Here is a 22651-nt window from a genome sequence, read left to right on the forward strand (position 1 = left end):
CGGTGTCCGGTGACCGTGATGGTCGTACGGGAGGAGCTGCGGCGTGGACGACGAGGTTCAGCAGCCGGAGTACGAGTTCGGGGCGGGCATTCTCTGCGTGTTCGGACGGCAGTTGAAGCTGTTCCGGGAGCGGGCGCAGATGGACCGCGCGCAGTTCGGGTCGCTGACCGGGTACTCGGCCTCGACGATCGCGTCGTTCGAGCAGGGGCGACGTATTCCGCCACCGAAGTTCATCGACCAGGCGGATGAAGAGCTCGGGGCGGGTGGGGTGTTGAGCGCGAGCAAGGAGGAGGTTGCTCGGGCTCAGTATCCGGCGTTCTTTCGGGACGCGGCCAGGTTGGAGGCCAGGGCGGCAGCCCTGCATGTGTACGCGACGAAAGCAGTACCAGGGCTGTTGCAGACGGACGATTACGCGCGAGCGGTGTTCTCCATGTGGCGTCCGCTGCTGGACGAGGAGACCATCAACCAGCGGGTCGCGGCTCGCCTGGCACGCCAGGAGATCTTCTCCCGGACCCCGTTGCCTACCATCAGCTTTGTGATCGAGGAGTTCGTTCTGCGGCGACCGCTCGGTGGATGGGCCGTGATGCAAGGCCAGTTGGAGCAGATTCTGCTTTACGGGCACCGGCGCAACGTGGAAATCCAGGTGATGCCAATCGAGCGGGACGAGCATGCTGGGTTGGATGGCCCCTTCACCTTGATCGAGACGCACGAAGGGCAGAGGATCGCCTACGTGGAGGCGTTCAAGGACAGCCGTCTCTACACGGAGCGGAGGCAGGTACGGGAGATCGAGGAGCAGTACGGCATCCTTCGGGCTCAGGCGCTTACTCCGCGCGAGTCTCTGACCCTCATCGAGAAGTTGCTTGGAGAGAGATGAACGCCCAACAGCTCATAAAGCCGGTACCTGAGTCGGCCTGGTCCAAGAGCAGTTACAGCACGGGCTCGGGCGGAGAGTGCGTCGAGGTTGCCATCCGCCCCGCCAGGGTCCACGTCCGCGACTCGAAGGACACAACCCGCGCCACACTCGCCGTAGACCCCACGGCGTGGACCGCGTTCGTCGAGTTCGCGGCACTCTGACAAGGTTGGCACCGATGGCAGGGCCTTCCGGTGAGCACGTGCTTGCCGAGGGCCCTGCGCATATCCGCCTGCGCAGCACCTTCAGCAGCTCTCGCGCTTTGCCCGCCGGGTTCCGCGCCGGCGCTGGCTGCCACGGCGATCAACGTTCGCCCAGTGACGCGCGGTTCGCGACGGCGGTCGCCTTCCCGGGTGACGATCTACATCGTGATGGACCCAGCCCACACGCCACCGGCACCCCCATCAGGAGACCCCAACGGGGCATACGAAGTAGGGCCCTTGGGGCGCGGAGCTACTGTAAGTTCCTGCTATGAAACAGGGCAAAGGCATCGAGAACCCCGAGTCGCGCTTCTCCGCGGTGCTGCTGGCGGCAGCAAAGCTTCCCGGTGTGCGTATCAACAGGGAGACGTACCTCCAAAGTGCGCTGGCTCGTCACTGCTCCGAGGACGACATCCGGAGAGCGATAGAGGAGACCCCCGCTGCGGCGGGCATCCCTGTTGAGGTTCTCGACAAGGTGGCCAATGACTCCATCCGCTTCGAAACCGGCAAGGTCAGCGCTCTCTCCGCCGCTGCCGGGATCCCCGGCGTCCTCGCCCTTCCCGCCACCGTGCCCGCCGACGTGGCTCAGTACTTCGGCCACATGGTGCGTATCGCGCAGAAACTCGCCTACCTCTACAGCTGGCCCGATCTGTTCTCGGACGACGGCGATGATGTCGATGACGCGACTATGGGGGTGCTCACGCTGTTCTTCGGCGTGATGTTCGGAACCCAGTCGGCGAACGCCGCTGTGGGGAAGGTCGCCGGGATGATGTCGAAGGAGGTCGCCAAGAAGTTGCCCCAGAAGGCACTCACCCAGGGTGTCGTCTACCCGATGGTGAAAAAGGTCGCGGCTTACCTCGGCGTCCAGATGACGAAGCAGTCCTTCGCGAAGGCCGTCTCGAAGGCCATCCCGCTCGTCGGCGCCGTTGTCTCCGGCGGGCTCACTCTTGCGACCTACCTTCCGATGGCCAAGAGGCTCAAGAAGCATCTCTCCAGCCTGCCGCTGGCGGAGCCGTCGCACCGAGTGATGGATGGGGAAGTCGTGGACGGCGAAGTCGTCGAAGACCACGAGGCTTTCGCCACAGCACACGCCGTCCAGCACGGCGCAGACGACACTGCCATCAAGCTGGAGGAGCCCGAGGCCTGACACCGCGAGCGCACTCCTCACCCCCGAAGGGGCGGCCGATGCCGCGAGCGTTCTCGTCATCGCCGGGCGCGGTGACCTGTTGGCATGAGGGCTCGCTCGTCATCCCGCCCCGCTGATCACCGCGAACCGCGCACACCCGTCGGAGCACCGGACACCCGGGGCGGGGCCAGGGTGACGATCTCCCGGTCGAAGAAATCGTGGAATTCCTCACCGCGCTCATAAAGCGCATCGAAGCCGGCGTTCGTTTCCCGGATCAGTGAGCGGTCGGTGTAACGGTTGGCTCCGGCCGCATTTCCGTCCTCGTCGTAAACGACCTCATACATGACTACATCGCCGAGAATCACTACCTCTGGAACCGGGCGAGTCCGCTCGATGTTCGAAATATCGCGAGCATCGAGAACCTTGATGGCATCGCCCACGTCCACGCGTACGCGCAGGACGAACAACTCCCATTGCACATACGGCGTGACCGGGAATTCCACGACGCGAAGGCGGCGGTGCGTGACGCCCAGTCGCGACGCCTGGCGGAGTTCTTTGGCGTAGTCCTCGCGCCTCTCGTCGGCCAGGGACAGGGCCCTCTCCCAGTCGCCGTCGGCGAAGGCCTCCCAGCTCGGGAAGCCGCGCTCCTGGAAGTGCTGGCCTCGCTCGAGCTTGTTGAGGAAGCCGATCCCGCTGGAGTACACCCGGCCTAAGTCCGCGTGGTAGGCGGGGCGGTCCAGGCGTTCGGAGGTGCCGCCGCGGAAGGAGTCAAACATTTGGGATGTCCGGCTTCGCCGCGATGAGCATGTTCCTGGGGATGACCACGAGGCGCTCGTCCGACCCGATCGAGACCCCGTCGGGGAGGTGCCTGCCAAGAGACTGGGTCAAGTCTCGGCCGATGACAGCGATGTCACCGTTGGTGAGTTCCCAGATGTCCGGGCAGTCAGGAGTGCCGGTTGTGTTTCCGAGCTCCTGGGGAGTTTTTCCCAGGCGCTGTTTGAAACCTGTGTCCGGATCTGCTTCCCATGGCCTGGCCATTCCCATCGCCCCCTCGATCGATCGGGATGTCTCACTGTAGCGTGCAACTTACCCGTCTGACCATGTGTTAGAACCCGTCCGAAGGGGTAATGGCGAGGATTGATTCCTCCTTGTCTCGTGTCGCTCGGGGCTGGAATGATAATGATCGGAAAGAAAATCACGCCAATGCCTGACAGGTGACACTTCCCATCTGTGCTGTCGAACAATCGGGTGAACGGAGGGGCGGCTGTGGACCCAGAAGTGACCGTGCTCGCACAGAGCGCGGGGGCCACCTTGGTCACGTTGATGGCGACCGATGCCTGGCACCGTGTGCGTGACGGGATCACACAGCTCTGGCGCCGGACGCAACCCGAGCGAGCCGAGACCGTTGCCGCCGAGTTGGAGGCCGGCCGTGAGGACGTGCTGGCCGCCGTGGCGGCGGACGACCAGGAGACCCTGGACGAACTGCGCCTTCAGTGGCAGGGGTTGGTTCGGCGGCTGCTCGTCGCTCGGCCCGCCGCCATCGAGGAACTGCGCGCACTGCTGGACCAACTCGATCCCGGTGGCTCGGCGGCCCGGCAGATCACCCAGCACGCCACCGCGTCCGGTCAGGCCCGGGTCTACCAAGCGGGACGTGACCAGCACATCGCCGAGCGATGACGGGCGGGACGGACGGCCACGCCGAGGACCACGGACGTGTCTACCAGTCGCGGGGCGACCAGCACATCAGCGAACACCACCACTACGGCGGTGACGGGCCGGAGCACGGCGGACCGGACTCGGTGCGACGCCCGGCGGTCGGCCGGCCCCCCGTCGCGCTCCGCGACCGCAGCGAGGTGATGGAACGCCTGCGGGCGAGCGTCGAGGCGGAGCGCGGCGGCCAAGTCTACGTGCTGTACGGCATGGGCGGCTCGGGCAAGACGGCGGTCGCCTGCGCCCTGTTCCAGGAGGTCACCGGCGCACAGGGCCGGGTGGGCCTGTGGGTCAACGCCTCCGACCGGGCGAGCCTGCGCGCCGGCATGCTCGCCGTCGCCGCCGACCGAGGGGCGGGCGACGGCGAACTGCTCGCCGCACGCAACGGCCTCAGACCTGCCGCCGATCTCGTCTGGACGTATCTCGACCGTTCCGCCGAACCCTGGTTACTGGTCCTGGACAACACCGACGAGCCCGAGATCCTGCGGGACGGCAACTGGCTGCGCACCAGCCCGCGCGGCACCGTCCTGGTGACCACACGGCGCGCGGCGGCCCGGTGGTGGCCGGGCGCCGAGCTGCAGTACATCGGCGTACTGCCCCGCGAGGACGCCGCACTCGTACTGCGCGATCTCGCCCCGCACAGCGGTACGACGGAGCAGGCGGCGCGGGTCGCGGACCGGCTCGGGCGGCTGCCCCTCGCCCTCACCCTGGCGGGCGGCTTCCTCTCCCACCAGGTCATCGACCCCTGGACGATGGACGCCTACGGGGACCAGCTCGACGGAGACGAACGAGTCCAGCTGATCGACCGGGGAGCCGACGCGCTGTCCGAAGCGGACCCCCGGCATCTGGTCGGCCTGACCTGGCAGCTGACCCTCGACGCGTTCGAGGCGCGCGGGCTGCCCGAAGCGGCGGCCCTGCTCAGATTGCTGGCCCGGTTCGCCGCCGAGCCGCTGCCGCTGACTCTGCTCAACCACGCCGGCATCGGCGCCGTACTGCCTCGTGCCCGAACCGAGACAGCCCTCAGAGCCCTCCTCGACCAGTCCCTGTCCGAACTGGTCGACGCCGCCGGCGCGCGCTGCGTACAGAGTCACGGGATCCTGCTCGACAGCGTCTCGGCGGCCACGCCCGCGGACCTGGTGCCCGCCCTCGACACGACAGCCGTCCGGCTGCTCGACGCGGCCGTGCCCGGCGTACCCGACGCGGGTCCGCACGATCCGCGACTGCGCCTGCTGGTACCTCACGCGCTGGCCCTGCTGCGGCACATCGGCGGGCCGTCCGCCGCCGACGCCCTGGCCGTCGCGACGCGGCTGTCGGTCGCCCTGCACCGGACCGGTGACTACCTCTCCGCCTGGGAGACCGCCCGAAGTGCGGCGGACCTCGCAGAGCGACTCCTCGGCGCGGAGCACCGTACCGTCCTCGCCGCCCGTTCCAGGGCAGGGCGGGCACTGTTCAGGCTGGGCAGGTACGCCGAAGCCGCAGCGGCGCTTCGCGCGGTCCGGGACACCCAGGAGCGCCTGTTCGGCGCCGATGACCCCGACACCACGGACAGCGGCTACGGCCTCCAGCTCGTGCTGGCGAACCTCGGCAAACGCGAGGAATCCGTCGCTCTGCTGCGGGAAAGCGTCGCCGGGCGGCGCTCGGTGCTGGGCCCCACGCATCCGCTGACCCTTCGGGCCCGCGCCAGCCTGCTGGAGACGCTTCCCGCCGCCGAAGTGGTCACCGAGGAAGGCGGCACACTGCTCGCGCTGCCGTCGGAATGCGATCGGTCCCTCGGCCCCGACCACACCGTGACACTGGGCGCCCGACACAACCACGCGTGGGCGCTGTACCTCCTGGGCCGCTTCGACGAGGCCGACCGGGAGATCCGGAGGGTCGCCGAGACGTATGTGCGGCGCTTCGGGCCCGAGTACCCGATCGTGCTCGCCGCCCGGCAACTCCTCTCCCGGACCCGGGCCGCGCTCGGACAGGTGGACGAGGGGATCGCGCTAATGACCGACGTCGTCGAACGGCGGGAACGCGGCCTGGGCCCCGAACACCCCTTCACGGTCGCGAGCCGGCAACTGCTGGACGCCTACCGGTCGGGGCGATGGCGGCCGTAGGGCTTACGGCGGGACGGGAGCGGTCCGCACGGACGGTGCGTGAGGGTATACGGCACGGGGGCGATGGGGGTACGGATGTAGGGTGCTATGCGCAGGCCGTATGGGTGACGTTCAGTACGAGGGGGACGAAAAGTGCAGACGCCGTCAACCCGTCTACCTTGACCCGGCCGACGCCGTGAGCGTCGTTCCCGTCCGGTCACCGCATCGCCGGTTCCGTCCTCGCCACCGGCCAGGACAGCCGGCCCGCCGCACCGGCCGTCCGTACCCCTGAGCCCCGCCCCACCGCCCGAGCCGGCCTCGGGCCTCGGCGGCGGACCCCGCACGACACCGAGTACGAACAGCAGCACCGAACACCGTCAGGGAGAGCGAGACCCGCAATGGCGCAGCAGCCCCTCCTCCGCGATGTCATCGACATCAAGGAGTCCATCTCCACCTCGGACTTCGTGCTGTCCCTCGCCGAGGCGACGACACCCGAGGGCGCCGAGCACGCGCTCAAGGACTACGTGGTCACCGAGCGGCTGCTGGAGAACTTCGACGAGGCGCTGAAGCTCATCAAGTCCTCGCTCGACGGGCACCGCTCCAAGGCCGCCTACCTGCACGGCTCGTTCGGTTCCGGTAAGTCGCACTTCATGGCCGTGCTGTACGCGCTGCTCAGCGGCGACCCGGCCGCCCGCGCCCGTACCGAGTTCGACCCGGTGCTGACCAAGCACGAGTGGCTGACCACGGACGGCAAGAAGTTCCTGCTCGTGCCGTACCACATGCTCGGCGCGAAGGCCCTCGAACAGCGCGTGCTCGGCGGATACGTCACGCATGTCAAGAAGCTGCGCCCGGACGCCCCGACCCCGCAGGTGTACCGGACCGACTCCCTCTTCGCCGACATCCGCGCCATGCGCGCCAACATGGGCGACGAGGCCGTCATCCGCGGACTGGGAACCAATGACGCGGACGACGGCGAAGAGGACGAGTGGGGCGAAGGCTTCGCCTGGACCCCGCAGCTCCTGGACACCGCGCTCGCCGCCGAGGAGAACCACGAGGCCGGCACCCCGCTCGACCTCCGCAACCCCTCCACCCCGGCCGAACTGCGCGCCAAGCTGGTCAACGACGCCAGCACCAACCTCCTGCCCGGCTTCGCCAAGAACGCCGTCGAGGACGAGCACGGCTTCATCTCCCTCGACGCCGGTCTGTCCGTCATCGCCGAGCACGCCAAATCGCTCGGCTACGACGGCCTGATCCTGTTCATGGACGAGCTGATCCTCTGGCTCGCCACCCTCATCCACGACCAGAAGTTCGTGGCCCGCGAGGCCAGCAAGATCACGAACTTCGTGGAGGGCGGCGACGCCCGCCGCGCCATTCCCGTCGTGTCGTTCATCGCCCGCCAGCGCGACCTGCGCGAACTCGTCGGTGAGGAAGTCTCCGGGGCCGCCGAGTCGTCCATCCAGGACACCCTGAACCTCGCCTCCGGCCGCTTCGACAAGATCACTCTGGAGGACCGCAACCTCCCGCAGATCGCCCACGCCCGCCTCCTCAAGCCCAAGGACGCCGAGGCGGAACGGCTCGTCGAGGCAGCCTTCGAGCAGACCAAGCGGGTCGGCACCCAGGTATGGGACACCCTCCTCGGCTCGGAGAAGGGCACGACCGGCGCGGACGCGGAGTCCTTCCGGCTGACGTACCCGTTCTCGCCGGCTTTCATGGACACCCTCGTCCACATCTCGTCCGCGCTGCAGCGCTCCCGTACCGGTCTGAAGCTGATGGGCCAGCTCCTCGCCGATCACCGCAACGAGATCCGCCTCGGGCAGCTCATCCCGGTCGGTGACCTCTACCCGGTGATCGCCGAGGGTGGCGACAAGCCGTTCACCGACAGCCTGAAGGTCGTCTTCGAGGCCGCCGACAAGCTCTATAAGACCAAGTTGCGGCCGTACCTGCTCAGTTCGTACGACATCACCGAGGACGACGTCGAGCAGTACGTCAACCGGCCCGAGGCCATCACCGACCCACAGCGCGCCAACCGCTGCCGCATGTTCGTCGGCGACAACCGCCTCGTGTGCACCCTGCTGCTGTCTGCGCTCGCGCCCAGCGTGCCCGCGCTGGCCGAGCTCACCATCCGGCGGCTCGGCGCGCTCAACCACGGCTCGGTCCTCGCGCCCATCCCGGGCGCCGAGGTCGGCATCATCAAGAACAAGGTCGCGGAGTGGGCGGCCCGGTTCCCTGAGATCAAGGAGACCGGCACCGACGCCAACCCGGGCGTACGGCTTGAACTCTCCGGCGTCGACGTGGACTCCGTCATCGCCAACGCCCAGGTCAACGACAACCCCGGCAACCGGGCCGCGCTCGCCCGCCGCCTGCTGTCCGAGGAACTGGGCGTTGAACACGGCCAGTTGAGCGACCAACTCACTTTCACCTGGCGCGGCACCGCCCGCACGGCCGAGATCGTCTTCGGCAACGTAGCCGACGAGGACGAGCTGCCCGACCACGACCTGATGCCGCAGGAGGAGGGCCACTGGCGTATCGCCATAGACCTCCCCTTCGACGAGGGGGAGTGGGGTCCCGTCGAGGACGTCAACCGGATCCGGCGGCTGCGCGAGCGCCAGCAGGGCGAGCGGTCCCGTACCGTCGCCTGGCTGCCCGCCCACCTGTCCGCGCAGCGCTTCGCCGACTTCCGGCGCCTCGTCGTCATCGACAAGGCCCTCGCCGACGAGCACCGCTTCGACACCCAGTACGCCGGCCACCTCAACGCCGACAACCGCAGCCGCGCCAAGGGCCTCCTCGAAACCCAGCGCGAGGCCCTCCTCAAGCAGGTCAAGGGCGCCTTCAAGCAGGCCTACGGCCTCGCCCAGAAGCAGGCCGCCGACGTCGTGCCCGACTTCGACGACCACCTCGTCGCACTGCCCGACGTGGACAGCCTCACCTTGTCCTTCGGACAGAGCCTGCACGACGGCATCCGGCACGTCGCGGGCAAGCTGCTCGCCCACCAGTACCCGGCGCACCCCGACCTCGACCCCGAGGCCACCTGTATCGCCGTCAAGCCGATCGACACGAAGAAGGTCTTCACCCACGTCCGGGCCGCCGCCGAAGCCCGTGACGGGCGGGTGGAGATCCCGGCCGCCGACCGTAAACTCATGCAGCGGATCGCCGGGCCCCTGCGGCTTGGGCAGCAGAAGGAGGCATACTTCGAGCTGTCCCGCTACTGGGCCGACCACTTCCGCCAACTCGCCAGCGCCCAGGGCGTCACCGGGGACCTGTCCCTGATCACCCTGACCGACTGGACGGACAGGCCCGACCCGCGCGGCCTGCCCGACTTCCTCGCCCGGCTCGTCGTCGCCGCCTTCGCCGAGATGGACGACCGGGTGTGGGTGCGCGGCGGCACCGTACTCGACCCCGCGCCCGAACTGTCCGCGATCAGGGACCATGACGCGCTGCGCAGCCAGCCGCTGCCCGCCGAGACCGACTGGGACACGGCACGCCAGCGCTTCGAGACGGTCTTCGGGCAGAAGGCACCCGCCCTGCGGCGCGGCCGGATGGTCAACCAGTTCGCCCGCCAGATCATCGAGGCCGCCCGCACCCACCGGGACCACGCGGCCGACCTCGTGCACCAGTTGGAGGCCCACGCCTCCTTCCTCGGCCTCGACCAGACCGCCGACACCGGGCGACTCGCCCTCGCCCGACGCTCCCTGCAGCTGCTGGACGCGCTCACGGCCGAGGCTGGCAAGGGTGCGGCCGGGGCGAAGAAGACCGTGGAGGCCCTCGCCTCCTTCGACCTGGGCCAAACCAGCGCCGACCGGTACGGGACCTCCATCAAGCAGGCCCGCGGCGTCGCGGAGGCCGTCGCCTCCGCGCCCTGGAGCACCCTGGAGCTCGCCGCCGGACTCGGCCCCGAGGGCGAGGCCCTGCTCGACTCGCTGCGCAACGTGGCCCGCGACGACCAGCGCACCGCGGACCTGCGCGACGCCCTGACCCGCACCCAGCGCGAGGTCGTCGCCCTGGTCAAGCGCAGCCAGGCCGCCGCCCAGCCGTCCGCGCCCGTCGCGCCTTCTCAGCCCACGGCGGGCGACCTGTCCCTGGACACGCCGACCAGCGACCCGCGTATTCCGTACACCCCGCAGCAGACACCCACTCCGAGTTCGGGCAGTGGGCCCGCGCGGAAATCCGGTGGCCGCCGTACGACCGCTGCCCGAGCCGCCGCCGACCTCCAGGCGGAGCTGTCCGAGCTGGCCGCCCGCCATCCCGACGCGACCATCGAGATCACCTGGCAGGTCGTCGAATGACAGACACCGTCGCTGCCGCCCCGGGCGCCGTACGGCTGAACACCGCGACCGTCACCCAGTACCTGTCCTCGCAGTCCTCCCTCGCCGCCTCCCTGACGGGGGACGGCCGGGGCAGGCGCCGCGTCGTGCTACTGCGGTCCGCGCCCCAGTGGGACGGCCCCGCCGAACCCGCCTGGGGCGAAGGCCGGACGGCCGGTGTCGCGGTGGCGCCCTCGCCGCTCGCCGTCCACGAACTCGTCCTCGAGCACATGGCGGGCCGGCGCCCCGGCCCCGCTGTCCTGGTCGTCCTCACCGACCGGGAGCAGAACGAACTCGACCCGGCGATCCTCGCCCGCGTCCACAAACTGCGCATCGACACGGTCGACAGCTGGGACGTCGTCCGTGAGGCGTTCGGCGCCCGGCAGATCGACCCGCGCCTCAAGGACGTCAACTGGGCCGCCGAGGCCCTGCTCGACGCCACCCCGCCCGGCGGCTGGCCGCCCGTGCCCGGTGGCTGGCTGTCGAGGCAGTACGCCCTGACCGCACTCGCCCAGCGCCGTCTGCGTCTTGGCCGCTACGACACCGAGGGCGGCGCGTGGCGCCTGGGCGACGACCGGCTCGACGCGCAGACCCTGCTGCACTGGTCGACCCGGTCCGGCGCCCCCGAACGGCTGCTGGGTCTGCGCGGCCCCGAGCGCGCCGGACTGACCGCCTTCCTCGGCGAGGAGGACCAGGCCGGCCCCGCCGGACGCGCCCTGCTCGCCCTCGTCGACGCCGAACGCGGCGCGGACGCCGCCGCCTTCGGTCTCGTGTGCGCGGCCCTGTGGCAGCACGCCGAGCCCGCCCCGGAGACGTACCAGGCCCGTGGCCGCGCCGAACGCTACTTCGGTGACCAGCCCCCGGCGGTGGGCGAACAACTCGACACTCTGGTGGCCGTCTTCGGCCGGTCCGCCGAGGAGTACGTGACCACGCTGCTGGCGGCCGGACACCGCAACGGCGGCGCCGACGCCGACCAGGCCCGCGAGGCACGCCGCACCACCGGCATCGTGCTCGACAGGGCGACCGTGCTGGCCCGCCAGTTCGGGGCGCAGGCAGCCGTCGCGGCGAGCCCCGTTCTGCGCGGCGGACTCGAGGCCCGGTTCACCGCAGTCGGCCACGCCCTGGCGACGGGTGACACGGCGGCGGCGTCGGAGGCCGTACGGCGCCTGGCGGACCACGGGCTCGCCACCGACCCGGAGGAATCGGCCCGTATCGAACGCGCCCGCATGGGGCAGCGCCTCGCCCGCTGGCTGGCCACCGACCCAGCCGCCGAAGTGCCCACTGTCGCCGACGCCATACAGCGGCACATCGCCGAGACCGGCTGGGCGGACCTCGCCCTGGAGCACATCGAGGCCGGTGGCGACCCGGACCCCGTGCTGAAGGCCGCCTACGACACCCTCGGCACGCGCGTCAGAGACCGGCGGCGGCAGATCGACGCGGCCTTCGCACGCTCACTGGCCGCCTGGACGGAGACCGGCACCCAGCCCGGAGGCATGCTCACCGTCGAGACCTTCCTCGACCGCGTGGTCGGACCGGTGGTGCGGCGCGAGGCGGAGCGGCGGGTGCTGCTGCTCGTCCTCGACGGCATGAGCGCGGCCATAGCGAACGAACTCGGCGAGGAACTGCGCCGTTCCTGGGCGGAGTTCGACCCGCTGTCCGAGGGCGAGCCGCATCGTCGGGCGATGGCGGCGGCACTGCCCACCGTGACGGCCGTGTCCCGCACCTCGCTCTTCTCGGGCACCCTGATGAAGGGCACCCAGGCCGACGAGAAGCGGCTCTTCCCCGCACTGAAGCTGTGGGGCGGGGCCCCGGCAGCGGTGTTCCACAAGGATGACCTGCGCACCGAGACCGCGGGCGACACCTTCGGCCCGGCGCTCACGGAAGCGCTCGCCGACGGCAGGACCCATGTCGCCGTCGTCCTCAACGCCATCGACGACCGTCTCGCAAAGGAACAGAAACTCGGCGACGGAGCCTGGCGGGTGGACGACGTCCCCGGCCTTCGCGACCTGCTGGGGGTGGCGGCGGCGCAGGGCATGGCCGTAGTCGTCACCAGTGACCACGGCCATGTCGTCGACCGGCACGGCAAAAAAGTCGACGCCATCGCCGAGCCCGCGTCCGCCCGACACCGCCTGCCCGGCGACAGTCCGCTCGCCGAAGAGGAGATCGCCCTCTCCGGGCCGCGCGTGGTCTCGCCCGAGCCCGGTGCGTCCATCGTCGCCCTGTGGGACGCCGACTCCCGCTACACCGCCCTCAAAGCCGGCTACCACGGTGGGGCCTCCCTCGCCGAGTTCACCATTCCGGTGCTCGCCTTCCTGCGGTTCGGGGCCGAACCGCCCAAGGGATGGCGGGAGTTGGGCGACCAGCGGCCGGTCTGGTGGGCTCCGGGAGAGGCGGGGAGGCCGCTCCCGGACCAGCGGGCGGCCCAGACGGTCGGCGCGGCTGCGAAGAAAGTGACCGCGAAACCCCGGAAGAAGCAACCCGAACCCGGGACGCTGCCCGACGCGCTCTTCGACGTGGCGCTGACCACGGGAGGAGACGATGCCCTGCTCACCCCGACCGCCGTCTCGCGGAACGAGGCACTCGTGACGGCGCTGCTCGACTCGGATACATACCAGGCACAGCTCGAAGGCCTGGCCCGTAAACCGCAGCAGGAACCGGTCCACAAGGCCCTCGCCGCCCTGCTCGACGCGGGCGGCACCCTACCGGTGACCGCGCTCGCACAGCGTGCGGGCATGCCCACCAGCCGGGGCGACGGCTTCGCCGCGGTCCTTCGCCAGCTCCTCAACTACGACGGTGTACAGGTGCTGGAGAACCTGCCGGACGGGCGCACGCTGCGGCTCCACGAGGCGCTGCTACGCGAGCAGTTCGCCCTCGGGGTGGACTGACGCACATCGGGTGCCTCCGGACATGTCCTGGAGGCACCCGAACGGTGCGTCCGGTGCTTGCGATCACCCGTCGTCAGGCGTCGGGTTTGGCGGCCAGCATGTGCCTGAGTACTCCCTCGCCGGTGTCGAGTGCAGCCGTCAAGTCAGCTTGCAGTTCTGCCGATTTCCCTCCTGCCGGCGTGACTGTCTCAAGAGGGCAGCGGCCACTGCGGGCCGTTCGGGTTCCCAAGCCAGACCACCTGTGCGTCGCGGGAGACCGTCACCCCGAACGCCGCGATGCTCGGTGATCCGTACTCCTCCCAGGTGGCCACCGCCGACTCGACTGCGTCCCAGAGCCAGCGCGGGCCGCCCTGGCGTACCTGCCAGCCGCTGTCCGTGGGAGCGAGGACGGCGACGAAATCGGTGACGCTGTCCAGCACGAACGTAGCCTTTCGCCGACTCACCGATGTACGCGGCATGGTCAAGGATCTTCGAGCCTGAGCTTGGCAACCGGGGGGCCAGAGGGTAGGTGTTGATGACCCGGCGTGACGGGATGCCCGCAGGCGCGCAGAGCCGGTCGGGGCCGAGAGGGCTCGCTGCGATGGACGGACGTGACCTGCAGCACTCTCAGCCCGATGGAGACGGCCGAGTGCCTGAAGACCTCCTGGAACACCAGTCCCCTGGGCGCGTTCAGGACACGAACGCCCGCAGCACTTTCGCGAAGGTGGTCAACTCGTCGATCATCTGCTCCGGGAGTGGCTTCTCGTCGAAGTGCGCGATCCGGTTGTGGATGTCCTTCACGCGCTTCAGGCGACCGATGAACTGCTCCCGAGGCATGTTGGGCCACTTCAGGGCTTCCCAGTCGACGTCCGCGCGCTCGGCCATCGACTGTTTCGTCTGGTCACCGTCCAAAAGTCTCAGGTAGTCGCCGAACATCAGGTCCGACACCTGGCCGGTGTGGTGTTCCGGCTTCTTGTTCGTCTGAACCGCTTTGATGGCCTCGTGGTCCAGCGCCGCGCCCAGGCAGCGGCGCAGCAGGGACTCGATCTCCCCGACGATGAAGAAGGGGCGTGCGGCGCCGCGCCCTCGAAGCGATCCGTGACGTCCGCCGCGGTGACGATCCCTGAAAGGCAGCCGTAAGTCGGGCTTCGGGTCGTCCTCGGTTCGCGCGCCCGTCAGGTCCGTGAGCGGAAGCGGGTCGCACCGCCCGTCTGCAGGGTCATCACCACACCGGGCGGGTAGTCGAGCGTCACCGTGGCGATGATCGCCCGGATCCGGTCGTCGTCCCACTTTCAGTCCCGCTGGAAGTCCGGCAGCTGGAGCGCCCCGGAAGCGACCTCAACCAGTAAGTCCTTCAGGCTCACGTTGTCGAGCGCTGCCACGTGGACCTCTCCCACCCCTGCCGCCTGTACAGAGAGTGATTTCAGCAACGTACCGGGTCACCGTCAACCGATTCGCGGAAGTAGAGGCGACGGATCCCCGCGAAGTCTGCTCTGGTCACCAGGTGGGTCCGGGGCCCGTACGGCAGCGGTCCGGGAAATGAAAGACTGGCTGCCGTGAGCACCACCGGATCCAAGCGCCCCGTCCAGGTGAGCGCTGCCCGCCGCCGCACCGTGATCGACGCGCTGCGGCGCGGCGCCGTGCCCGAGAGCGGGCTCGATCTGCTGGCCACCGGACTCGACCGGTTCGAAGCAGCCCTCGACGCGGAACTGGACGCCGTGGCGTCCGGTGGGTCTGTGTTCAAGGCGGTGCGGGGTGAGTACGGGTCCGGCAAGACGTTTTTCACCCGCTGGCTGGGGGAGCGGGCCAAGCGCCGCAACTTCGCTGTGGCCGAGATTCAGGTCTCGGAGAACGAGACACCCCTGCACAAGCTGGAGACGGTCTACCGGCGGCTCACCGAACGTCTCACCACCTCCAGCTTCCCGCCCAGTGCGCTGCGGCCCGTGGTCGACGCCTGGTTCTATGCCCTGGAGGAGGACGCCCTCGCGGCCGGAGCGACCGAGGACGAACTGCCCGGCGAGGTGGAGAAACTGCTCGTCGCGCGGCTCGCCGAGGTGTCCCGGCACGCCCCGTCCTTTGCGACGGCATTGCGCGGCTACCGGGCCGCCCTCGCGGACGGCGATGAGGCGTCGGCCGCGGCCGTACTGGCGTGGCTCGGGGGCCAGCCGCACGTCGCGGCCTCCGCCCGCAGGTCCGCCGGGGTGCGCGGCGATCTCGACCACTTCGGGGCGCTCGGCTTCCTGCAGGGTCTGCTCACCGTGCTGCGGGACTCCGGGCACACGGGGCTCTTCGTCGTGCTCGACGAGGTGGAGACGCTGCAGCGGGTCCGGTCGGACGCCCGTGACAAGGCGCTCAACGCACTGCGGCAGCTCATCGACGAGGTGCATTCCGGCCGCTTCCCCGGCCTGTATCTGGTCATCACCGGCACGCCGGCCTTCTACGACGGGCAGCAGGGGGTGCAGCGTCTGGCCCCGCTCGCTCAGCGTCTGGCCACGGACTTCACCACCGACCCGCGCTTCGACAACCCTCGGGCTGTACAGATCAGGCTCCCCGGCTTCAACCAGGAGTCGCTGGTCGGCCTCGGCGCGACGATCCGGGATCTGTATGCCGAGGCCGCCTCGTCGCCAGAGCGCGTGAAGGCGGTCGTTGACGACGCCTACGTCGCGGACCTCGCGCGGGCCGTCGGCGGGGCGCTGGGCGGAAAGGTCGGTGTGGCCCCGCGGCTGTTCCTGAAGAAACTCGTCGGGGACGTACTCGACCGCGTGGACCAGTTCGACGACTTCGACCCCCGGCAGCACTACCGGCTGACCGTCGCGAGCAGCGAACTCACCGACGTGGAACGGAACCTGGCCGCCACGGTATCCGGCGGCTCCGCTTCGGCCGACGACATCGACCTGGAACTGTGATGGCGGACGCCGGGAGCCCGGTCGAGAAAAGCCCGGGTGACGAGGAGACCGACGTACTCGACCGGCTCGACCCTGTCGTCCTGCACCACATCGTCAACACCCTCGGCTGGCCGGACCTGCGCCCCCTCCAGCGTGCGGCGATCACGCCTCTCATGGAAGGCCAGGACGCCGTGCTGCTGGCGCCGACGGCAGGTGGCAAGACCGAGGCGGCCTGCTTCCCGCTGCTGTCGGCGATGGCCGAGCAGCGGTGGACCGGCACCTCGGTGCTGTACCTATGTCCACTCAAGGCGCTCCTCAACAACCTGGTCGGCCGCGTCGATGCCTACGCCCAGTGGCTGGGGCGGCGCGCGGCCCTCTGGCACGGCGACACCAAGGAGTCACAGCGGCAGCGCATCCGCACCGAGGCCCCGGATGTCCTGCTGACCACGCCCGAATCCCTCGAAGCGATGCTGATCGGCGTCAAGACCGACCACGCGCGCTTGCTGGGAAGCGTACGGGCCGTCGTCGTAGATGAGGTGCACGCCTTCGCGGGCGACGACCGGGGATGGCATCTGCTCGCCGTGCTCGAACGGCTGGAACGGGTCACCGGACGGCCCATCCAGCGGATCGGACTCTCGGCGACCGTCGGCAACCCCGCGCAGTTGCTGCACTGGCTGCAGGGCGCGGGCGCCGGAAGCCGTACCGGACACGTCGTCGCCCCGGGCGTTCAGCTGCCGGCCGCGTCCGAGGCACCCGGGCACACCGACAAGGCCGCTGCCGACCAACTCCACAGGCCCGCGGGCGAGGTGGAACTCGACTACGTGGGCTCCCTGGACAACGCCGCCAAACTCATCGCGGCCCTGCACCGGGGAGAGAAACGGCTCGTCTTCTGCGACTCGAGGGCTCAGGTCGAACAGCTGGGAGCCGCGCTCCGGGCCCGCGAAGTGACCGTCTTCCTGTCCCACGCCTCCCTCTCTGTCGACGAACGCACCCGCTCCGAACAGGCCTTCGCCGAAGCGCGTAACTGCGTCATCGTCTCGACCTCCACCCTCGAACTCGGCATCGACGTCGGCGACCTGGACCGCGTCATCCAGATCGACTCACCGTCCTCCGTCGCCTCGTTCCTGCAGCGCATCGGCCGCACCGGCCGGCGCCCTGGCAGCGTACGCAACTGCTTGTTCCTCACCACCCGCAAGGAGACACTGCTGCAGGCGGCGGGCCTGCTGCTGCTGTGGTCGCGCGGCTGGGTCGAACCGGTGCTCCCGCCGCCCGAGCCGCGTCACCTCGTGGCCCAGCAACTGCTCGCCGTCACCCTGCAACAGCACAAGCTCGGCGACCAGTTGTGGGACCGGCAGTGGAACGGGCTCGCCCCCTTCGACCGGTCCGCCGCCCCCATCCTGCGCTTCCTCACCGAGGAAGGCTTCCTCGACACCGACGGCGGCATGCTGTTCGTCGGACCCGAGGCGGAACGCCGGTTCGGCAAACGGCACTTCATCGAGCTCACAGCGTCCTTCACCGCACCGCCGCAGTTCACCGTCCTGTCCGGGCGAACGGAGATCGGCCGCACTGACCCAAGCGTGCTCACGGAGGAACGCCCCGGCCCACGGAGGCTGCTGCTCGGCGGACGCAGCTGGCAGGTCACCTACATCGACTGGCTGCGCAAACGAGTCTTCGTGGAACCCGCCGACAGCGGTGGTATCGCCAAGTGGATGAACGGCGGCATCGCCGGACTGTCCTATACCCTGACCCGCGCCATGCGAGAGGTCCTTCTGGGCACGGACCCAGCCGTCTCCCTCACCCGGCGGGCGGAGGCGTGCCTGGCCGAACAGCGCGAGACCGACGCGCCCGACACCGTGCATCCAGGCGGCACACTGGTGACGCGGGTCGGCGCTGACGTGCGCTGGTGGACCTGGGCCGGCTACGGCGCCAACGCTACCCTCGCGTCCACCCTCCAGGCGGTCACCGACCCCCTGCAACGTCCCACGGACAGCTGGCTGCGCCTGCGCGAGGACCTCACTCCGGACGCTTGGCGCGCGGCCCGTGAGAGCGTCGGCGAGAACCTCGTCCTGCCCGACGTGGACCGCCGCGCCGTGCGCGGACTGAAGTTCTCGGCCGCCCTCCCTGAACGCCTCGCCGTCGCCACGGTCGCGGCACGGCTGGCCGATTTCGACAGCGCTCGCGCGGTGCTCGGCGAGCCCGTGCGCTTTCAGCACCACAGCTGAATCGAAACGAAGGAGCCGCCGCGCCGGTCCCTCTCAGTCCGGCCCCAAGATATCTCCGCCGGCGGGGGGAACATGCGATACCTGCTTGTGGTCCAAGTCCGCGCTTGATGTACGAGCCTTTCCCAAATCCCCCAGAGGCCACCATCATTCCCACACGGGACTACATGGGCACCGGTGCCTTGACTCCCGACTCTTGGTGGGTGAGGGACCGCTCGCCTGCAGCAGGCCGATGGCGCTCGCCTACCGAACGTGCTCCGCCAGGTGCTCGTCTTCCACTGGCGCGCGCGACGGCGATTGCTTACGCGGATCGCCCACCGCCCTCTGCACGTGAACGTAGTCCGTTTGGAAAGTCGCGCCGAAGCACGCCGATGGCTTGCCAGGATCACGGGCACCCCCGTCCCTGCCGGCTGCCAGGCAATCACCGGATCGGGTACCAAATTCCGCCCGGGTGATTCGAACTACGCATCACGGCAGCCGTGTCCAGTCCTGACAAGCGACAACCCAAAGAATCGAACTTTTGATCGATAGATCGTCCGTTACGTGCCGCTGATCAGCAGCGTTGTTTAGGCACCTGTCCCAGTCGTCGTCAGCGGAGGAGCCCTTATGCGCCCATATCCCAACGTCATCGGCATTCACCTGGTGTTCGAGCGGGCGGGCAAGGTGCTCCTCGGCCTGCGATCGTCCACCTCTGCCTACGCCGCCGACACCTGGCACCTGCCGGCCGGGCATCTCGAGGATGAGTCGGCCATCGCGTGCGCCGTACGTGAGGCCCGGGAAGAGCTCGGTGTGGCCGTGCACGAGCAGGACCTCCGACTGGTCCACGTCGTCCACCATCGCGACGCCGAGGACGACCAGGCCCGTATGCAGATGGTGTTCCGCGTCCTGGACTACGACGGGACACCCACGATCTGCGAACCCGACCGGTGCGCGGATTTGCGGTGGTGGCCGTACGGTGCGCTGCCTGCGCCGCTGGTGGACTACACGGCCGTCGCGCTGACCGGCATCGCGGCCGGTCGCACCTACACGGAGATGGGGTGGCCGGCATGACGCGCAGCAAACCGCTGCCGGAACCGCTCCGTGGGTGGGCGAGCTCCGTCGTCGGGCACGTCATGGCGGTCCGGGATGCCGCATGGCCGCGCGTCGCCTCGCGGGTGTGGGAGCTCACCTGTGGCGACGGCAAGCGGTTCTTCCTGAAGGTCGCGCCGACGCCGAAGTTCTTCGCCTACGAGACCCGGGCCTACCGGTCGGCCGTCCCCTCCCTCGGCGCGGGGCATGCTCCGCGGTTGCTCGGCACGTTGCCGCAGCAGCTCGCGTTGCTGCTGACTGCCGCGCCGGGCACCTCGGTGCCCGCACTCGATCTCACCGATGGACAGCGTCAGTCGGTGCACCGCCATGCCGGTGCTCTGCTGCGGCGGCTGCACGGTGACGGTGGCCTGGATGCCGAGGCGCGAGCCGAGGTGGAGGCCCAGGCCGTCCGGCTGGCCGAGAAGGCGGACAAACACCTGGCCCGGGCCGGGGACCTCTTCACCGATCGAGATCGCGCCGTCGTCGAGCAGGCCGTCAGGCAGCTTCCCGAGATGCGGCTGTTGCCAGCCGCGTACGCGCACGGCGACTTCCAAGAACGCAACTGGCTGTGGTCCCAAGGAAACCTCGCACTGGTCGACTTCGAACGGGCGCGGCACACCTGGGCCGTGTGGGACCTGGTGCGGCTGGCCTGCGGACCGTGGGAGGGCCGCCCGGATCTGCAGGAGGCGTTCCTCGACGGCTACGGCCGCGCGCTCACCGACATCGAGCAGCACGCGCTCGGCTGCCTGGCAGCGCTGGACGCGGTCAGCGGTCTGACGTGGGGGACGCTCAACGACCCGCCCGTCGCCGAGCGCAGCCGGCGCACACTCGACCGACTCGCCAAGGGGGAACGACTCGTATGAGGACGCGCGGGAAACACACGGGGCAGAACGGAGCGTCGGCCAAGGACGCGGCCGGCGCCCAGGAGGTATCGGAGTCGGAGCGGCTGCTGTTCGGCGGGCCGCTCCGGTACGACATGGGCTGGAACCAGCATCACGGCTCGTTCCTCGAACTGGATCTGCGTGCCATGCTCGCGCGGATGCCCCGGCTCATCGGCGCCACGATCCGGATGGCACACCGCGCCGACCCGGGCGCCCTGCGCCAGGTCGCTGCGGCGGAGATCAGCGGCGGCATCGCCCGCGCGGTGAGCCTGGTGGCTGTCAACGGCGTGCTCGCACAGCTGTTGACCCACGGAGGGACTGCCGAACGCCTCAGGGCTGCGATCCCCGCCCTGACCGCCGTAGCCGTCACCGCCCTCATCGGCGCCATGCTGAAGTCCCTCTCCACGGCCGGCACCGGCCGGCTGGAGCCGAAGGTGTTCCGCGTGGCGAGCGAGGAATACCTGGAGCGGGTCGCGCGGGTAGAGCTGGCCGCGGTGGAGGACGAGGAGTTCCATAAACTGCTGGACTCCGCCCAGTGGGGTGCCGAATCCGCCCGACGGATGATCAAGTACTGCGCATCAGTGATCACTGCCGCCATCGCGTTGGTTGCGGCGGCCGGAGTACTGACTGTCCTGCACCCGGCGCTGTTGCCGCTCCTGGTGGTGATGACGCTGCCGAGCGCCTGGAGTTCGCTGACCGTCGCCCGCCGCCGCTACATCTCCTTCCACACCTGGGTCCAGCACGCCCGCGCCGGCCAGTTACTGAGCCGGCTGCTCATCGACACGCAGGCCGCGCCCGAGGTGCGCGTCCACAACATCGGCCCGTTCCTGCTCAGGCACTTCCGCACGATGGCGGAGACGGGGGAGCGGGAGCAGACCCGCCTCGCCTCCCTGGCCGCCCGCACCGGCCTGATCGCCTCCGGCTGGACCGGTCTCGCCATCGTGGCCACCTACAGCGTGCTCGGCCTGCTGCTGTGGACCGGCGCCATGGACCTGGCCGTCGCCGGGACCGCGGTCATCGCCATCCGCACCGGCTCCGCCAACCTCGAGGCCCTGGTCGTGCAGCTCAACTACCTCTACGAAGAAAGCCTGTTCGTCGCGGACCTCGGCCGGCTGTGCCAGGAGGCCGACCGTCGCCTCATCCCCACCAGCGGCCGCCGGTTACCCCAGCAGGTCGGCGCCATCCGCTTCGACAACGTCACCTTCACCTACCCCGGCACCACCGGCAACCAGCCCGCCCTGGACGGCGTGACAGTCACCATCCCCACCGGAAGGATCATCGCCCTGGTCGGCAACAACGGCAGCGGCAAGAGCACGTTGGCCAAGCTCCTGTGCGGCCTGTACGCCCCCGACACCGGCCGCATCCTCTGGGACGACGTGGACGCCACCGAGATCGACCGCGCCGACCTCTTCGACCGCGTCGCCGTCGTCGCCCAGGACTTCTACCGCTGGCCCTTCACCGCCCGCATCAACATCGCCATCGGCCGCCCCGACGCCCCGCACGACGACCACCTCCTGCACACCGCCGCCGAGTACGCCGGCGCCGACGAGACCATCGCCTCCCTGCCCCGCGGCTGGGACACCCTGCTGGCCCGCGGCTACAAGGGCGGCCACCAGATCTCCGGCGGCCAGTGGCAGCGCCTCGGCATCGCCCGCGCCCGCCACCGCGAAGCGCAGATCTTCGTCGTCGACGAGCCCACCAGCGCCCTGGACGTCGAAGCCGAACAACGCGTCTTCGACCAGATCCGCAACCTCGCCGCCGAAGGCCAGACGATCATCCTGATCACCCACCGCCTCCACAGCGTCCGCCACGCCGACGAGATCTACGTCCTCGACCACGGCCGCATCGCCGAACACGGCACCTTCGAGCACCTCATGCGCACCGATCAGGACGGCCCCGGCCTCTTCCGCCGCATGTACCTGGTGCGGTCCGAGCAGTACCGCCTCGACGAGCACAGCCTCCCGAGGCAGAACGCAGCCGACGTAAGGGATCACGAGACCGAGTCGAGCGGTGAACGATGAGCCCTGTATCCCGAATGGGTAACTGCGCAGCGACGCGCGTGCCTGCGCAGCCCAACTGCGCAGGCACGCCGGATGGTACCTAAGACCCCGTCCGCAACGCCGACTGCGCAGAGCCGCGGAAGGTCAGGCAGCCGGGTGCGCATCGCGCGTCCAACGATGCGCACCCCGGCTACGCACTTGGTGACACGCCGGCTGCGCAGACGCGTGGTTGGCCCCGTGGTTGGGGCGACCATGAGCCTGACCACGGCAGATGGTCGGGCGGCTGCGCAGACCCCGATTCGCCCGTGGGTGCTGACTGCGCAGCTATCCAGGCGTGCTGCGCATTCCGCTGCGCGCGCGGTGTGCAGTTGGTTGCGCATCGCTGTGGTGGGCGCCATGGTCGGGGTCT

The 22651-nt window shown here is 69.6% G+C and carries 15 protein-coding genes and 1 pseudogene; 12 read left to right on the forward strand and 4 right to left on the reverse strand.

Features of this window, described 5'->3' with window-relative positions; genetic code table 11:
- Nucleotides 1-43: 43 nt before the first annotated feature.
- The 3 genes from ABZO29_RS31765 (at nt 44) to ABZO29_RS31775 (ending at nt 2257) form a co-directional block, all read left to right on the forward strand.
- Complete coding sequence (locus ABZO29_RS31765; protein WP_367323603.1) at nt 44-874, forward strand: helix-turn-helix domain-containing protein; 831 nt, start codon at nt 44-46, stop codon at nt 872-874.
- Complete coding sequence (locus ABZO29_RS31770) at nt 871-1074, forward strand: DUF397 domain-containing protein (protein WP_367323604.1); 204 nt, start codon at nt 871-873, stop codon at nt 1072-1074. The genes ABZO29_RS31765 and ABZO29_RS31770 overlap by 4 nt, the downstream gene beginning before the upstream one ends.
- A gap of 307 nt (nt 1075-1381) precedes the next feature.
- A complete protein-coding gene (locus ABZO29_RS31775) occupies nt 1382-2257 on the forward strand; it encodes a hypothetical protein (protein WP_367323605.1) in 876 nt (291 codons plus the stop codon).
- A 116-nt stretch (nt 2258-2373) separates the two neighbouring features.
- On the opposite strand, the gene ABZO29_RS31780 is transcribed toward ABZO29_RS31775, so the two are convergent.
- Together ABZO29_RS31780 and ABZO29_RS31785 are read right to left on the reverse strand one after the other, a co-directional pair.
- The gene (locus tag ABZO29_RS31780) at nt 2374-3012 is read right to left on the reverse strand and encodes a DUF6879 family protein (RefSeq protein WP_367323606.1); all 639 of its coding nucleotides are present in this window, start codon (nt 3010-3012) and stop codon (nt 2374-2376) included.
- The gene (locus ABZO29_RS31785) at nt 3005-3274 is read right to left on the reverse strand and encodes a hypothetical protein (protein ID WP_367323607.1); all 270 of its coding nucleotides are present in this window, start codon (nt 3272-3274) and stop codon (nt 3005-3007) included. Before ABZO29_RS31785 ends, ABZO29_RS31780 begins: the two co-directional genes overlap by 8 nt.
- 228 nt (nt 3275-3502) lie before the next feature.
- Between ABZO29_RS31785 and ABZO29_RS31790 the strand changes: the two genes are divergently transcribed.
- The 4 genes from ABZO29_RS31790 to pglZ all read left to right on the forward strand — a co-directional run bounded on the left by ABZO29_RS31790 (nt 3503) and on the right by pglZ (nt 13210).
- Nucleotides 3503-3913 carry a hypothetical protein gene (locus tag ABZO29_RS31790; RefSeq protein ID WP_367323608.1) on the forward strand — a complete coding sequence of 137 codons (411 nt, stop codon included), beginning with the start codon at nt 3503-3505 and terminating at the stop codon, nt 3911-3913.
- Nucleotides 3910-6045, forward strand: a complete 2136-nt coding sequence (locus tag ABZO29_RS31795) for a tetratricopeptide repeat protein (RefSeq protein WP_367323609.1) — start codon at nt 3910-3912, stop codon at nt 6043-6045. The genes ABZO29_RS31790 and ABZO29_RS31795 overlap by 4 nt, the downstream gene beginning before the upstream one ends.
- Nucleotides 6046-6422: 377 nt before the next feature.
- Nucleotides 6423-10307, forward strand: a complete 3885-nt coding sequence (locus ABZO29_RS31800) for a phage resistance protein (RefSeq protein ID WP_367323610.1) — start codon at nt 6423-6425, stop codon at nt 10305-10307.
- Nucleotides 10304-13210: a BREX-2 system phosphatase PglZ gene (gene pglZ / locus ABZO29_RS31805; RefSeq protein ID WP_367323611.1), complete on the forward strand. Its 2907-nt coding sequence runs from the start codon at nt 10304-10306 to the stop codon at nt 13208-13210. Before ABZO29_RS31800 ends, pglZ begins: the two co-directional genes overlap by 4 nt.
- Before the next feature lie 188 nt (nt 13211-13398).
- Here the strand turns inward: pglZ and ABZO29_RS31810 are convergent, their stop codons facing one another.
- Entirely contained in the window at nt 13399-13629 is a 231-nt protein-coding gene (locus ABZO29_RS31810) for a hypothetical protein (RefSeq protein WP_367323612.1), read from the reverse strand.
- A 250-nt stretch (nt 13630-13879) separates the two neighbouring features.
- A pseudogene (locus ABZO29_RS31815) lies at nt 13880-14325 on the reverse strand (CBS domain-containing protein); the annotation flags it as partial.
- A 420-nt stretch (nt 14326-14745) separates the two neighbouring features.
- Here ABZO29_RS31815 and brxD point away from each other — a divergent pair.
- The 5 genes from brxD (at nt 14746) to ABZO29_RS31840 (ending at nt 22263) form a co-directional block, all read left to right on the forward strand.
- Complete coding sequence (brxD, locus tag ABZO29_RS31820; protein WP_367323613.1) at nt 14746-16095, forward strand: BREX system ATP-binding protein BrxD; 1350 nt, start codon at nt 14746-14748, stop codon at nt 16093-16095.
- Nucleotides 16095-18296, forward strand: a complete 2202-nt coding sequence (locus ABZO29_RS31825; RefSeq protein WP_367323614.1) for a DEAD/DEAH box helicase — start codon at nt 16095-16097, stop codon at nt 18294-18296. Before brxD ends, ABZO29_RS31825 begins: the two co-directional genes overlap by 1 nt.
- 603 nt (nt 18297-18899) lie before the next feature.
- Nucleotides 18900-19343 carry an NUDIX domain-containing protein gene (locus ABZO29_RS31830; protein ID WP_367323615.1) on the forward strand — a complete coding sequence of 148 codons (444 nt, stop codon included), beginning with the start codon at nt 18900-18902 and terminating at the stop codon, nt 19341-19343.
- Nucleotides 19340-20224: a phosphotransferase gene (locus ABZO29_RS31835; protein ID WP_367323616.1), complete on the forward strand. Its 885-nt coding sequence runs from the start codon at nt 19340-19342 to the stop codon at nt 20222-20224. The genes ABZO29_RS31830 and ABZO29_RS31835 overlap by 4 nt, the downstream gene beginning before the upstream one ends.
- Nucleotides 20225-20337: 113 nt before the next feature.
- On the forward strand, nt 20338-22263 hold the full coding sequence (locus ABZO29_RS31840) for an ABC transporter ATP-binding protein (protein ID WP_367326304.1): 1926 nt from the start codon (nt 20338-20340) through the stop codon (nt 22261-22263).
- The last annotated feature ends 388 nt before the right edge of the window (nt 22264-22651 follow it).

The organism is Streptomyces sp. HUAS ZL42, assembly GCF_040782645.1.
Lineage (GTDB): Bacteria > Actinomycetota > Actinomycetes > Streptomycetales > Streptomycetaceae > Streptomyces.

Bases quoted from the DNA above. Each gene is read 5' to 3' on its own strand.
- ABZO29_RS31795 (WP_367323609.1), top strand. From the start codon at position 3,910: ATGACGGGCGGGACGGACGGCCACGCCGAGGACCACGGACGTGTCTAC.
- ABZO29_RS31775 (WP_367323605.1), top strand. From the start codon at position 1,382: ATGAAACAGGGCAAAGGCATCGAGAACCCCGAGTCGCGCTTCTCCGCG.
- ABZO29_RS31830 (WP_367323615.1), top strand. From the start codon at position 18,900: ATGCGCCCATATCCCAACGTCATCGGCATTCACCTGGTGTTCGAGCGG.
- ABZO29_RS31785 (WP_367323607.1), bottom strand. From the start codon at position 3,274: ATGGCCAGGCCATGGGAAGCAGATCCGGACACAGGTTTCAAACAGCGC.
- ABZO29_RS31770 (WP_367323604.1), top strand. From the start codon at position 871: ATGAACGCCCAACAGCTCATAAAGCCGGTACCTGAGTCGGCCTGGTCC.
- ABZO29_RS31780 (WP_367323606.1), bottom strand. From the start codon at position 3,012: ATGTTTGACTCCTTCCGCGGCGGCACCTCCGAACGCCTGGACCGCCCC.
- ABZO29_RS31840 (WP_367326304.1), top strand. From the start codon at position 20,338: ATGGGCTGGAACCAGCATCACGGCTCGTTCCTCGAACTGGATCTGCGT.
- ABZO29_RS31800 (WP_367323610.1), top strand. From the start codon at position 6,423: ATGGCGCAGCAGCCCCTCCTCCGCGATGTCATCGACATCAAGGAGTCC.
- pglZ (WP_367323611.1), top strand. From the start codon at position 10,304: ATGACAGACACCGTCGCTGCCGCCCCGGGCGCCGTACGGCTGAACACC.
- ABZO29_RS31835 (WP_367323616.1), top strand. From the start codon at position 19,340: ATGACGCGCAGCAAACCGCTGCCGGAACCGCTCCGTGGGTGGGCGAGC.
- ABZO29_RS31825 (WP_367323614.1), top strand. From the start codon at position 16,095: ATGGCGGACGCCGGGAGCCCGGTCGAGAAAAGCCCGGGTGACGAGGAG.